Below are 12,826 nucleotides of genomic sequence, written 5' to 3' on the forward strand. Positions count from 1 at the left end.
CTTGGTAGCGCACTTGACTGGGGGTCAAGGGGTCGCAGGTTCAAATCCTGTCGTCCCGACTCGAAAGAGTCGCAGGTCAGGGCCGGTTTCGGAGACATCCGAAACCGGCCTTTGATCATTCCTGGCGACCAGTCGGCGACCGGTTGGGGACGGGTGTCCTTGTCCTGCGACTCCTGCGGCCCTGCGACTCCTGCGCCGGCGAACCAGGTCAGCGCGTCGGCTGAACCTCCGTGGGACGTCCCGTGGGCCGACCGAGGCGCCCCCTGGCCCGAGGGCCCGGGGACAGGAGGCGCCCGTTGATCACACCGCCGCGGTGTGCCCGGTGATCGGGCAGGTCCCGGCTGCCGCCGCGCTGAAGGCGGCGGTCTTGGCGGTGGGCGCCGTTCCACCGATCTGCTGGAGGATCTCGTCCGACAGCAGGTCCTCCTTGCCCTTGAGGGCGTCAGCGACCTGGAGGTCGGTGTTGAAGACCATCTCGGCGGCGACGTTGTCCTGGACGATGCGCGCCAGGTTGTCCAGGGCCACGGCGATCGGGTCCGAGAGGGTCTGCACGGTGGGCAGGTCGATCAGGTGGGTGTTCACCTTCGCCTGGTTCATGGTGCGGCGGATGATGATGGACGCCTGGTTCAGTTCGGACGTCGTCCAGATCGACAGCACCGTGACGTACAGGTCGCTCCACGCCTGCTCACCGATCAGCGTGCGCCACCGCTTCATCAACCCCTCTATGCCGGTGATCTGCGCGGTGGCGGCGAAGGTCATGTTGACGCGGATGGACGGGTAGACGGTCGCGGCGAACCGGTTGAACGCCACCATGTCGAACGACCCTGCCTTGACGATGGTGTCGATGAACGTGACGGCTTCCGTGAGGATCTTGCTGCAGGCGGCTTCCAGGTCGAGCGGGAGATTCGCGGTGGGCAGCATCGTGAGTGCCGAATTCAGTGTGGTCCGGTAGCTGTTCAGCGGAGTGATCCAGCCCTTGTCACCCGGGGTCTTGAACGCGACCATGTCCAGGTCGTGCGGGTCGATGCGCTCCGCGTTGGGGATGTTCGGCACCTGGTCGCTGAGGTGGGCGGCGATCACCGAGTAGATGCCCAGAGGAATGTGGGCGATGGACTTGGCCAGTTCGAAGTACTCCGGAACCGGGTCGACCGTCTCGACCTGGACCCCGTTGTTGATCAGGGTGAAGCGTCCGCCGACGGCGTTGTTCTGGACGACGATGACCGGGGTGAGGTGCTTGATCAGCTCGGACTTGAGAGACGCGTAGTTGGCGCGCATCCCGGTGTTGACGTTGCGTATCGCGTTCCGTGCCGCCTTCTCGTCGGTCGCGGCCGGTGCGGCCGACGCGCTGGTGGCCCCTTGTGTCTGCACGAGGAGCGCGGCTGCCCCTGCTGCCGAAACGGTACCCAGAAATCCTCTACGAGTTGCCATGCCCCGTCTTTCCGTGGTGAATGTCGGTGTTCTGTGGGGTGGGGGGAAAGATGTGGGGGGAGTTCAGGGTGGGGGGGGACAGACGTGGGGGGAAGTTCAGGGTGGGGGAAGTTCAGGGTGGGGAAGTTCCAAGTGGGGACAAGCGTGGGGAGAAGCGGACCGGCCTGCCGACGCTCCGGTCGCCGGCAGGCCCGCCATGCTCCAGCCGGACCGGAGCCGGACCCGGATCGGAGCCGGATCGGCAGGAGCGGGCAGACAGCGCGGTGGCGCGTGGCGCGTGGCGCGGGGAGCGACCCGCCACCCGCCAACCGCTGCCCGGCCGTTGGGCGGCCGAGGCTGCTCGGCCGCGCCGCCTGCCGGACACCGACTCTCAGGTCAGGGAATCCTGCGACGGCACCACGACTCCGTAGAGGTCCTGGACCGTGGCGAGAGCGGCTTCGTGGAGCTGCTTCGAGGGGATGCCGTTCGGGTTGCCCTTCAGCGGCAGCGGCCGGGTGGCCGAGGCGTCGGCGACCACGGTCGGCTTGTACCCGTTGAGGAAGGCGCCCTGCGTGGTGAACAGGACACACATGTTGGTCATGAATCCGGCGACGATCACATTCTTCTTCCCCGCCTTCTTGACCTTCTCGGCGAGATCGGTGCCGTGGAAGGCGTTCGGAACGCTCTTCTCGACGACCGGCTCCCCCTTGACGGGCTTGAGCGCGGGGATGATCTGACCGGCCTTCGACTTCAGGTCGTAACCCTTGTCGACGATGTGAATGACCGGGGTGCCGGCCTTACGGGCCCGCTTCAGCAGGGCTTCCGCGTTGGTCACCGCGGGCTGCCACCCGTCGAGTTCCATCACGCCGTCGGTGTAGGTGTTCTGGTAGTCGACGAGGATGAGCGTCGCGTCGGACAGTTTGGCCGGAGTCTCGTCGAAGCCGTTGAGTTCCCTCAACGTCGTCGTGTCCTTGGCGACGTTCCCCTGAGCGACGGAAGCCGACGGCTCGTCCGTGGCGGAGGCTGCCTCGGAACTTCCGCCGCACGCGGCGACGGTGGCCGCGAGAACGGCGGCGGTGCAGAGCGCGACGGCTGAACGCAGCGGCTTCATCAGTGGAGGTCCTCCTGGGACGGAACGACGACCCCGTACAGGTCGGCGATGGTGGCGAGGGCGCTGAGGTGCACCTGGCGGGCGTCCAGCTCCGTACCCGCGACCGGGAGCGAGCGGGTGGCGCTGGCATCGGCCACGACAGTGGGCCGGTTGCCTCGCAGGAAGGCTCCCTGGGCGGTGAACGCCACGCACATGTGGGTCATGAACCCGGCGATGACGAGATCGCTCCTGCCCGACTCGTCGACGAGCCGGCCCAGGTCGGTACCGTGGAAGGCGTTGGGGGCCTCCTTGACGACCACGGGCTCGCCGTCGGCCGGCGCTACGTCCGGATGGATCCGGCCGATCTCGGCGCGGACGTCGTACGGTGTGCCTTCGCCGCCGTCGTTGACGACATGGATGACCTTGGCGCCCTCCCGGCGGGCGCGTTCCAGCAACCGGGCGGCGGCGTCGAGGGCGGGCTGCCAGCCGTCCAGCTCCATGACGCCGGTCGTGTAGGTGTTCTGATAATCGATCAGGACCAGGGTCGAGTCGGCGAGCTTCGCGGGCGTGTCATCGAAGCCGTTGAGCTGACGCAGCGTCGTTCTGGGCATGGAGTACCACCTGGGGGAGGGGAGTTGAGGGAGGAGTGCATCGGTGCGGTGACCTGCACCCATGACGTTATGGCCCGGCACGCGCGTCGGCAATGTCATCTAGCATGCAGAAAATGACATCACCGTCGTCGGCCAGGGGGGCTCGTGAACACCATCGAACGACTGATCGTCATCGTTCTCTTCGAAGGCGTCGATCTGCTCGACGTCACGGGGCCACCGGAGGTGTTCTCCCTCGCACGGCGCGAGACAGAGGACGCGGCGGGTTACGACGTGGCCCTCGCCGCCGAGACCATGGACCCCATCGTCACCGCCGCCGGGGTCCGTGTCCTGCCCGACGTCACCTTCGAAGAGCTGACGACGAGGAGCATCGACACACTCGTCGTGCCGGGCTCGGTCGAGGTCGACGGCCACCGCCGCGTGCACGCGCTCGTCGATCCAGCCGTGGTGGAGCGGGTGAAACAACTCGCCCAGCGGACCCGGAGGATCACCTCCGTCTGCGTCGGAGCGCACATCCTCGCCGCCTCCGGACTCCTCGACGGCAAGCGTGCCACCACGCACTGGTCCACCGCTCAGCAGCTTGCCGCCGACCATCCCGCGGTCGAGGTCGACTCCGATCCGATCTTCATCCGCGAGGGAAACGTGTGGACCGGCGCGGGGATCAGCGCCTGTCTGGACCTGTCACTCGCGCTCATCGCCGACGACCTCGGCGAAGCCGTCGCACTGCGCGTCGCCCGGCAACTGGTGATGTACCTGAAACGGCCAAGTGGGCAGAGTCAGTTCAGCGTCCCTCTGGAGCAGGTCTCCACGACCCGGCGCATCGAAGAACTCCGCCACTACATCCTGCGCAACACCGCCGCACCGCTCACCGTCGCGCACCTCGCCGAACAGGCCCACGTCAGTGACCGGCAGCTCACCCGGATCTTCAAGAACGAGCTGGGCACGACACCGCACGCCTACATCGAATCGGTCCGCGTCGAGAGGGCCCGCAACCAGCTGGAGTCCACCGACGCCACCCTCGAACGCATCGCGACCACCTGCGGATTCGGCACCGTCGACACCCTTGTCAGGGCCTTTCGCCGCAGACTCGACACGACACCGACCGAGTACCGACGCCGCTTCCGGACCAGCCCCGACTGAGCGTCGCGGACACAACCCGCCGTGCGCGGCGCCTTCCCCCCCGGGCGCGGGCGGCGCCGTGCGCGGCGCGACCGGGTCCGGCGGGTGGCCGCGATGGCTGCCGTCGGACGACGGCGGCGTGAGCTCCGCCGGCCGGGGCACGAGGGACACCAGGGATGGGGGCCGCCCGGGATGGACGGCCCCGGGACGGGAGGTGTCATGGAACGCGACCAAGAGACGATGTCGGAGCTGGAGCCGGGCACGGTCCAGCACGCTCAGCTGTACAACCGCATGGCGGACATCGCCTGGACCGCGCTGTGCGTGCTCCTCGGCGCCTGGGTCGTCTGGAGCGTCATCGGTGCCGTCCGGGGAACCGCCCACGGTGTGCTGTACTGCGCCGTCGCGGTCGTGCTGTTCACGATCGTTCTCCGGGTGCGGCTGCTGGCCTACAGGCGCCGCACCGAATGAGCGCACGAGAGGGCCGGCCTGGTGGCCGTCGCCTCCACCGGGGGCGGCGCAGGCTCCCAGCCGCCCCTCAAGGGGGCCGTGAGCCCGCCACGCCCCGGTTCGGAATTGATCCGCCGGGCCGGTGCCGGTTCGCCCGCGTGGCGTGTCAACCGGGACCGGACGGGCGGGGCGCGCGGGCGAGGGTACGCACGGCGAAGCCGCCGTGGCCGTCGAAACGCACCTCCAGCACCGCGTCGAACCCGTCCGCGAGAGACGGCTCGCGCAGCCGCCCGGCCGTGGCGAAGATCCCGACGTCCGGCACCCGGTCCCGCCCCTCGCGGGCGGCGTTGCGCCGCAGAGAGCCCTCGACGTCCGGGGGGAACCAGTACGCCGTCACCGTCGCACCAAGGGCGTGGCCCAGCTCCACCAGCGGCGCCCAATCCTCGGGCGAGGGGTTGGTGTTGTCGACCACCACCGGGTTGCCGGCGGTCAGCGCCTCCGCCACGAGCCGCATCTGACGCTCCTGCCTGCGCCGGGCACCCCGCGGAAACAGATCCTTGCTGACCAGCGCGTACCGGCCGGACAGGCACCGGGCGTGGAAGGTGGACTTCCCGGACGCCTGAAGCCCGACGAACACCGCCATGTCCAAGTCCCTCGCCGACCCCATGACCGCCACGATGGCACACCTCCGGGCTCGCCGCGGACGGTGGCGGGAGGGCCGGCGCGGGCCCGCCGGACAGCGACCGCCGGTAACCCGGGGGCCGATTCGCTTCACGGGGCGGCGTGAACATGACGCCCCCTGACTGCGTACTACCGGCTACCTGCTGCCTCCACGACAGGAGCGTCATGACCGATCGCAGTGAACCGATGATGCAAGGGCTCCCCGGCGGCGGCGCCGAGCTCTCGGTGGTGCTCAGCCTCGGCTGGGACGACGTGGCCGCACTCGGCCGGGAGGCGAGCCGGCTGGCCGAGCAGCGTGGGGGTCCGGTGACCCTCGACGAGGCCGCCAGTCACCGGCTGCGCACCTGGTCCTCGGTCGCGAACGGGCCCGACGAGCGTCACCGGGCGGCGCCCCCGCCACCCGAGGCGACGGCCATCGCCGGGGTGCCGGCCGCGGACCGCGCCCGCCCCCAGGTGGGGCGACTGGCCGACGCGGCGGCCCAGGTCGCCTCGCTCTCGCCCCCCGCCGTACAGCCGCCGGCCCAGCCCGCCCGCCGCACCGGATGACCGGCGATCACGCTCGGCCCCCAGGCGTCGGGCGTGGTAGCCGCGCACGTGCCGGCGGCGGTCACCGAAGAACCGGTTCCCCACCGTCGATGTCCGCCAGAGCGTCCGCCCCGCGAGGGCACGGCTGATCACCCGCGGCGGGCATACGGCGAGGCCCACCGCTCCTGCTCGGACGACGCGCTGGTCTCCGCCCGACTCGACGGAACCGAACCGCGCAGCCTCAGCGGAACCGAACCGCGCAGCCCCGCAGCTCAGCGAGGCCGGCGTCCTTCCCGGACACCGGCCTCTTCGCCGCACTCCCCGCCCCCGCGCCTACTGGATCGTGGTCATGTACGAGGACCACACCCGCAGCGGCACGTCGTCGCCGCCCCGCTGCGGCCCCGAGCCGCCCACTCCGGTCAGCGGCAGCAGACTGTCCTTGCCCGGCTCGCTGCGGAAGATGGTCACCGCGGTCGACAGGTCCTCCGTGCTGCCGACGAACCAGGCGGCGGGCAGCCGGTCCTCGTCGTCCGTGCGGCCCGCGGCGACCGAGCCGAGGGCACGCAGGGCGTCCAGGTCCAAGGCGTCCACGGCGACGTCCCGCATCACCTCCAGAACCTCGTCGGCCACCTCCCCGTCGACGGCCTGCCGGGCCGACGGCCGCTCCAGCCCCTCCAGCGGCCTGCCCTGGTGGGTGACGGCGGTGACCGAGTACGGGTCGGTCTGCCTGCCGCCCGCGGCGAAGGTGGCGTACGCGTCGGCCATCCGTACCGCGCTCGGGGTGGAGGTGCCGGTGAGGAAGGCGTCCTCCAGCGGGGCCATGCTCTGCGGCAGCAGCCCGGCACCGACCGCCACGTCGCGCACCGTCTCCGGATCCGGTGTGCGCGACCCCTCTTCCAGCGCCGCGGCCAGCACGAACGGACGGAACGCCGACCCGGCCGGCACCCCCGATGTGTCGGCGTTGTTGGCGAAGTGCTCGGTGGCGTCGGACCCGCCGTACAGCGCCAGCACCGCCCCGTCACCGGGCCGGATCGACGCGGCACCGACCTGCACGTCCCGGTCGGCGATCCGGCGCGCCGGGTCGAGCGAGCGGGCCGTGACGTCCTCCACCGTGCGCTTCAACTGCTCCACCAGCGCCCGGTCGAAGGTGGTACGGATGCGGTAGCCGCCACGGCCCAGGTCCTCCGTGGTGAGCCCGGTCCGCTTCTGGACGTACTTGTTGGCCACGTCCACCAGGTAGCCCGTCTGCCCCGACAGGCTCGTGGACACCGACTGCGGGCGCGGTTCCGGGAAGACGGTGTACCTCGCCCGCTCCTCCTTCGACATCAGGCCCAGCTCCACCTGACGGTCCAGCACGTACCGCCAGCGCGCCTCCGCCCGGCGGTGGTTCGCCTCGCTCACGGACGGGTCGTACAGCTCCCCGCTCTTGAGCAGCGCCGCCAGCAGGGCGCTGCGCGCGGGGTCGAGCTCCTTGGCGTCCGTGCCGTAGTAGGCGACCGCCGCCGCCTGCACCCCGTAGGCGTTGCGGCCGAACCAACTGGTGTTGAGGTACCCCTGGAGAATCTCCTCCTTCGACAGGTTCCTGGAGAGTTTGACCGCCAGGCACAGCTCCCGCAGCTTGCGGTCCACGGTCCGGTCCTGCGACAGGTACGTGTTCTTCACGTACTGCTGCGTGATGGTGGAACCGCCCTGGACCTCACCGCCGCGCGCCATGTTCACCACGGCGCGCGCGAGCCCGCGGGCCGAGAAGCCGGGGTCGCTGTAGAAGGTGGCGTTCTCGGCGGCGATCACGGCGTTCTGGAGCGACGGCGGGATGTCGGACAGGGGCACGTTCTGCCGGTTGATGGCGCCGACGCTCACCATCTGTGTGCCGTCGGCCCAGTAGTAGACATTGGCCTCGGTGCGCGCGGTGTCGTTCACGTCGGCGATGTGCACCGAGGAGTAGACGTAGCCGAGCAGCGCGGTGAGCGCGCCGCACCCCAGCAGGGCCAGGCCGAGAACCAGGCGCCACGACGGGATGAACCGCCGCAGCCCCTGGCGGCCCCGGCGCGGGTAATCGACGCGGAACCGGCGCGCCGACCCCGCGGTCCGTCGCAGGCGAGATATCACGGATGATCGCCCCCTTTCGTACGGTCTGCATGCTTGACCCGTACTACGAGGGGTGGCCGCGGGGCGTTCAGGCCGTGCGCACAGCCTCACCGCCGACCACGACCCATAGTCATGCACGTGTCCACTGTTGTCGCGCGGCTGCCGCGCGGCAGCCACTGAAGAGAGTTGGGGTGGGCGCAGAACCTCGGTGTGGTCGGCTGATGTCGGGCTCAGGACGGGCGGGCCAGATTCTGTACCCACACCATCCGGCCGTCCGGGCCCGGGACGGCGGCCACGCCGGTGTCCCGGTACTGGCACGCCAGCATGTTCTCCTGGTGGAGGGAGCCGTCCATCCAGCCCTCGACGACCGCGGCCGGATCCCTCGGGCCCCGGTGCAGATTCTCGGCCCACGCGCTCCAGTCGTAACCGGCGGCCGACATCCGCGCGTCGGCCTGCTGCCCCTCGGGGCTGCGGTGGTCGAAGTACCCGCGCGCCGCCATGTCCTGTGCGTGCCGCCGTGCGGCGGAACTGAGCCGGGGGTCGACGCGCAACGGCGCGCAACCCGCCTCCGCGCGGCGGGCGTTGACCAGCTCCGTGACGCGCTGCTCCGGAGTGGACGCGGGGGCGGGCGCGCGCGTGGTGGTGGACGGGCGGCGCGCCGGGGCCGGCTTCGCGGACGGTTCCGTGAGGGTGGGGGAGGGGGAGGGCGTGGGGGACGCCACCGGGTCCGTTCCCGGGACCGTTTCCGTGACAGGCGGCGGGGCGGTGATCGGCACACCCGCACCCGGAGATGGGGACGGGGACACCGGCGTGGGCCACAGCAACGCCAGCAGCACCCCGACTGCGACGGTGCCCGCGACGGCCACCACCGCCCGCCGTGCCCCCGCGCCGGTCGCCGCGCCGGAAGAACCCCCTGAAGCCGGCCCCACCGACCCCGACCCCGATTCCGGTCCCGTCGAGCCCGCGCCGCCCGGCACCGGCACCGGCCCCGCCTCCGCCGCCGTCGACGCCGCCGCTGCGATGCCGAACTCCCCGTACCCCACCGCGTTCAGGCCGTACAGCGGCACGACGAGGGCCAGGCCCGCCAGCAACCGCTCCGGCGGCACCAGGTCCGTCCCGTGCCCGCGACAGACAGCGCAGCTCCGGGCGTGCCGGGCGATCCGCTTGCGCCACACGGCCTCCGGGCGGCCGTCCCACGGGGCGGTGAGAGCCGCCAGGCCGCCGCACCGCCGCCCGGAGGCGAGGGCGCGTACCACCACCCGGCCCACCTCCAACTGGGCCTTCATGCGCTGGATCCGTACGGCGGCGTGCTGCGGCGTGAGCCCGAGCGCCTCCGCCAGCTCGGCGCGGGTCAGCTCGCCCGCGGCCTCCTGCCACCACAGTGCCAGCAGACCGCGATCGGCCTCGTCGAGCCACCGGGTGGCCTCGGCGACCTCCCGGCGCTGCCCCGACAGGCCCAGCCGCAGGATCGTCAGGTCGACGAAGTCACCGCCCGGGTCGGCGGCGTCCGCGACGCGCTCCAGGGGCGCCACGGGAGCCTGTTGACGGTCGGTCCACCGCCGCCGTATCCGGTTCATCGCGATGGCGACCAGCCACGACCGGAACCGGGACGGCTCGCGCAGCCCTCCCAGGTTGTCCAGCGCCTGGAACATCGTGTCCTGCACGACGTCGTCCACGTCCGCGTGCCCGTCCAGGGCACGGCCCACGATGTTGTAGACGAGCGGCAGATGGTCGGCGGCGAGCCGCTCGCGCGCCTCCGCGTCGCCGGCTCGCGCCGCCGCCACAAGCTCCGGTATGTGCTCGCTGTCCCTGTGCATGGCCCTGCCCCGTCTCCCGTTCCGTACGGTCCCGCCGTCGGGGGAGACCGCCGGACGACCGCGCTGACAAGAACCTACGGCCCGTGCCGCAGGTCGCACTCAGCGGTGTTGGATACGGGCGGCTCGGGCGCCGATGTCGGGGAGCTTCGCGTACAGCGCGGCGCCCGGACAGCGCGTGGGGTAGCCGTCCGCGTGGCCGCCGACGACCGGGAGCAGAGCCGTCGAGCCCTTCGGGAAACGGGCCTCGTCGTTGGTGGACACGAGGGCGACGCTGCCGCGCGGATCGGGCCCGCGGGGGCCCAGTTTCCACGCGACCAGCCGGGCGATCGCGTCGAGCATCGGTTCCGGCACCGGCTGACCGCTGTCGAAGGTGCCGATCGCCGCGATGCCGACCGTACCCTCGTTGAACCCCTTGGTGTGCGCGCCCACGACCGGCCGGTCCACGCCACCGGCCCGGCCCTCGTAGATGGTGCCGCAGGCGTCGACGAGGAAGTTGTACCCGATGTCGTCCCACTGCCGCCCGTACGCGTGCCCGGCGTACAGGTCGCGCAGCGTGCCGGGCACACTCGCGCAGTCGTAGCCGTTCGGCGTGCTGGTGTGATGGATGACGGCGGCCCGCACGGCCGGCGCGAAACGCGCTCCCGGTGCCGTGTCCACGGTCTCGGCCCGCCACGCGCTCCGCAACACGATGACGGGCCGCGGCCCCTGATGGCGGCCGTCCCCGGATACCTTGCGCGCCGGCGGAGGGCTCGCGCCGTGCAGCGGCGCACCGGCGGGATGGAGCCACAGGGAGGTCGCGGAGAGGAGGGCGAGCAGCGCCAATGAGACGGCGGTACGGGATCGGCGCCTCCTCGTGACACGCATGATCCTCCTCGGGCTCCTCCCCGCTCGTCCCCGCCCGTCGCCGCTGGTTCCAGTGCTCCGGCCTCCGGTGCTCCGGGCTCCGGTCCTCCGGGTTCCGGGGCGTCGCGCCTCCGCTCCATCGTCGCCGCGCTGGTGGTCGCCGCGCCCGCCGGACTGCTCCGACCGGGAGCGGCGACGGGCGTCCCGAGTGATTGTCAGTGGCTCCCCCTACTGTTCGAGCAGTGGGACCCGCGGAACCGCCGTAGGGCCTGACCTGGGGAGAGGTCTGCCATGTCGAGGACGTATCTGGAGTTGTCGCAGGACGGCGGCGGCGCGCACAAGTTCTACGAGGTGACGGTCGAGGGGCAGGTCGTGTCCGTGCGGTACGGGCGGATCGGCGCCGCCGGGCAGACGCAGACGTCGACCTTTCCCACGGCCGAGAAGGCGAAGGCAGCCGCGGCCAGGAAGATAGGCGAGAAGGTGCGCAAGGGGTACGCGCCCGCCGTGCAGGGGCAGCGGGCCCCCCGGGCGGTCACGCGCCGTCAGGTGACCTCGGCGCCGTCCACCGCGCGGGCCGTGGCGCCGGTGCTGTGGCGGTTCCGTACGGGCTCCTCGGCGTTCGGCATCCACGTCGACGACGAGCGCTGCTGGGTGGGCAACCAGGCGGGCGACGTCTACACCGTCGCGCACGGCGGCGAGGTCCTCGCCCACTACCGGCTGCCGGACGGCGTCAAGTGCCTGGTCGCCGACGACTTCTGGATCTACGCCGGCTGTGACGACGGCCGGGTGTACGACCTGTCGTCCAAGCTGCCGTTCGCGGCGTACGACATCGCGGCCGACGTGGACATCTTCTGGCTCGACATCCACGAGGGCGTGCTGAACGTCGCGGACCGCGCCGGCCGGCTCACCGTCATCGACCACGAGGACGAGCACCAGTGGGCGCGCGGTGGCCGCGGCGAGCACGCCTGGATGGTGCGCGCCGACGACCGGGCCGTCTACCACGGGCACACGGCGGGCGTGACGGCGCATGCCCCGGACGGCGGTAAGGAGTTGTGGCACACGCCCACCAACGGCGGGGTGCTCTTCGGCTGGCAGGAGGACGACGCGGTGTACGCCGGCACGGCGCACCGGGTGGTCCAGCGGCTCTCGAAGGCGAACGGCGCCGTGGAGGCGACGTACGGCTGCGACAGCGCGGTCTACTCCTGCGCCACCTCGCCCGGCGGCCGGTTCGTGTTCGCCGGGGACTCCTCCTCGTCGGTGTACTGCTTCGACCGCGACGGTACGCGGCTGTGGAAGCTCGGCACGGGGGGCGGTTCGGCGCTGTCGATGCAGTACCGCGACGAGCGGCTGTACCTGGTCACCACGGACGGCTCCCTGGTGTGCGTGGACGCGAGCGAGGCGGCCATCACCGCCGCCCAGCAGGGCACGGTGCCGGTCGCGCGTGACGTGAAGCTCGCCGCCGCCCTGCCCACGTACGCGCCGGCCACCGCGGTGGCCGCGGTGACCACGGTGACGGCCGCGCCCGCCGGCGCTGTGGTGGTGGAGTGCGTGGAGAGCGGCGGCCGGGTGCGGGTCCACGTCGTGTCGGAGGGGTACGACCCGTCGTGGAACGTGCAGTTCCCCAGGGCGATACGGGAACCGGGAGCGCGGTACGTCGTCGACGCGCTGCACGCCGCCTCGGGTGGCTTCTACCGGGTCCGGGGCGACATCAGGAGGCTGCGATGACCGGTGAGGCGTTCGAGGCCGCCACCGGGGACGGCCCGCCGGCGGACGCGGCGGCGGGCGAGCGCCGCGCGGCCGAGGTGCGGGTCGCGTTCGAGGGCATGCTGCAGATCCGGCGGCTGACCAACACGGCGGGCGGCGACCCCCGGGCCGTCCCCGCCGCGTGGGAGCTGAGCCGGCCCGTCCGGGCGGTGGCGCTGGCCCTGGAGGCGGCCGGTGTCACACCTTCGGCGGTCGACGCGGAGGGCCGCCGCGTCACGACCGGCTACCGCGTCGCGCCGGGCGAGCGGCCGGGGACGGTACGGGTCGAGTGGCTCGGCCCGCCCGGCGGCGGAGCCGCCCAGCGCGAGGAGGCAGCCCTGACCGAGTGCGCCCGGGTGCTGGAGCGGCTCGGCTGGGAGGCGCTGCTCTACCGCGGCCCGCGCAAACGCCGCTTCCTGGAGGTGGAGCCGGTCCCCGCCGCCGAGTGACCCTTGACG

The 12,826-nt window shown here is 71.9% G+C and carries 12 protein-coding genes; 5 read left to right on the top strand and 7 right to left on the bottom strand.

Translation table 11 applies throughout. The features are described 5' to 3' along the window. Positions 1-300: 300 nt before the first annotated feature. The 3 genes from ABZZ38_RS17470 to ABZZ38_RS17480 form a co-directional block, all read right to left on the bottom strand. Positions 301-1,368 carry a hypothetical protein gene (locus ABZZ38_RS17470; RefSeq protein WP_356740469.1) on the bottom strand — a complete coding sequence of 356 codons (1,068 nt, stop codon included), beginning with the start codon at positions 1,366-1,368 and terminating at the stop codon, positions 301-303. A gap of 430 nt (positions 1,369-1,798) precedes the next feature. Next, on the bottom strand, positions 1,799-2,518 hold the full coding sequence (locus ABZZ38_RS17475) for a cysteine hydrolase family protein (protein ID WP_356740471.1): 720 nt from the start codon (positions 2,516-2,518) through the stop codon (positions 1,799-1,801). Then, entirely contained in the window at positions 2,518-3,108 is a 591-nt protein-coding gene (locus ABZZ38_RS17480) for a cysteine hydrolase family protein (RefSeq protein WP_356740473.1), read from the bottom strand. Before ABZZ38_RS17480 ends, ABZZ38_RS17475 begins: the two co-directional genes overlap by 1 nt. Positions 3,109-3,252: 144 nt before the next feature. Between ABZZ38_RS17480 and ABZZ38_RS17485 the strand changes: the two genes are divergently transcribed. Next, a complete protein-coding gene (locus ABZZ38_RS17485) occupies positions 3,253-4,245 on the top strand; it encodes a helix-turn-helix domain-containing protein (RefSeq protein ID WP_356740475.1) in 993 nt (330 codons plus the stop codon). 198 nt (positions 4,246-4,443) lie between these two features. Further along, entirely contained in the window at positions 4,444-4,692 is a 249-nt protein-coding gene (locus tag ABZZ38_RS17490; RefSeq protein WP_356740477.1) for a hypothetical protein, read from the top strand. A 145-nt stretch (positions 4,693-4,837) separates the two neighbouring features. On the opposite strand, the gene ABZZ38_RS17495 is transcribed toward ABZZ38_RS17490, so the two are convergent. After that, positions 4,838-5,314, bottom strand: a complete 477-nt coding sequence (locus ABZZ38_RS17495) for an ATP-binding protein (protein ID WP_356740479.1) — start codon at positions 5,312-5,314, stop codon at positions 4,838-4,840. Between the two features lie 203 nt (positions 5,315-5,517). On the opposite strand from ABZZ38_RS17495, the gene ABZZ38_RS17500 reads away from it, so the two are divergent. After that, positions 5,518-5,898: a hypothetical protein gene (locus ABZZ38_RS17500; protein WP_356740481.1), complete on the top strand. Its 381-nt coding sequence runs from the start codon at positions 5,518-5,520 to the stop codon at positions 5,896-5,898. 312 nt (positions 5,899-6,210) lie between these two features. Here ABZZ38_RS17500 and ABZZ38_RS17505 read toward each other — a convergent pair whose 3' ends face one another. The 3 genes from ABZZ38_RS17505 to ABZZ38_RS17515 form a co-directional block, all read right to left on the bottom strand. Beyond that, positions 6,211-7,986: a transglycosylase domain-containing protein gene (locus ABZZ38_RS17505; RefSeq protein ID WP_356740483.1), complete on the bottom strand. Its 1,776-nt coding sequence runs from the start codon at positions 7,984-7,986 to the stop codon at positions 6,211-6,213. A gap of 209 nt (positions 7,987-8,195) precedes the next feature. Then, positions 8,196-9,782, bottom strand: coding sequence for a sigma-70 family RNA polymerase sigma factor (locus tag ABZZ38_RS17510; RefSeq protein WP_356740485.1), 1,587 nt, complete (start codon positions 9,780-9,782; stop codon positions 8,196-8,198). 99 nt (positions 9,783-9,881) lie between these two features. Continuing rightward, positions 9,882-10,646: a peptidoglycan recognition protein gene (locus tag ABZZ38_RS17515; protein WP_356740487.1), complete on the bottom strand. Its 765-nt coding sequence runs from the start codon at positions 10,644-10,646 to the stop codon at positions 9,882-9,884. Between the two features lie 270 nt (positions 10,647-10,916). Here ABZZ38_RS17515 and ABZZ38_RS17520 point away from each other — a divergent pair, with 270 nt between their 5' ends. Next, complete coding sequence (locus tag ABZZ38_RS17520; RefSeq protein WP_356740489.1) at positions 10,917-12,350, top strand: WGR domain-containing protein; 1,434 nt, start codon at positions 10,917-10,919, stop codon at positions 12,348-12,350. Beyond that, the gene (locus ABZZ38_RS17525) at positions 12,347-12,817 is read left to right on the top strand and encodes a hypothetical protein (RefSeq protein WP_356740491.1); all 471 of its coding nucleotides are present in this window, start codon (positions 12,347-12,349) and stop codon (positions 12,815-12,817) included. The genes ABZZ38_RS17520 and ABZZ38_RS17525 overlap by 4 nt, the downstream gene beginning before the upstream one ends. The last annotated feature ends 9 nt before the right edge of the window (positions 12,818-12,826 follow it).

Source organism: Streptomyces sp. NPDC006368 (assembly GCF_040612535.1).
Classification (GTDB): domain Bacteria; phylum Actinomycetota; class Actinomycetes; order Streptomycetales; family Streptomycetaceae; genus Streptomyces.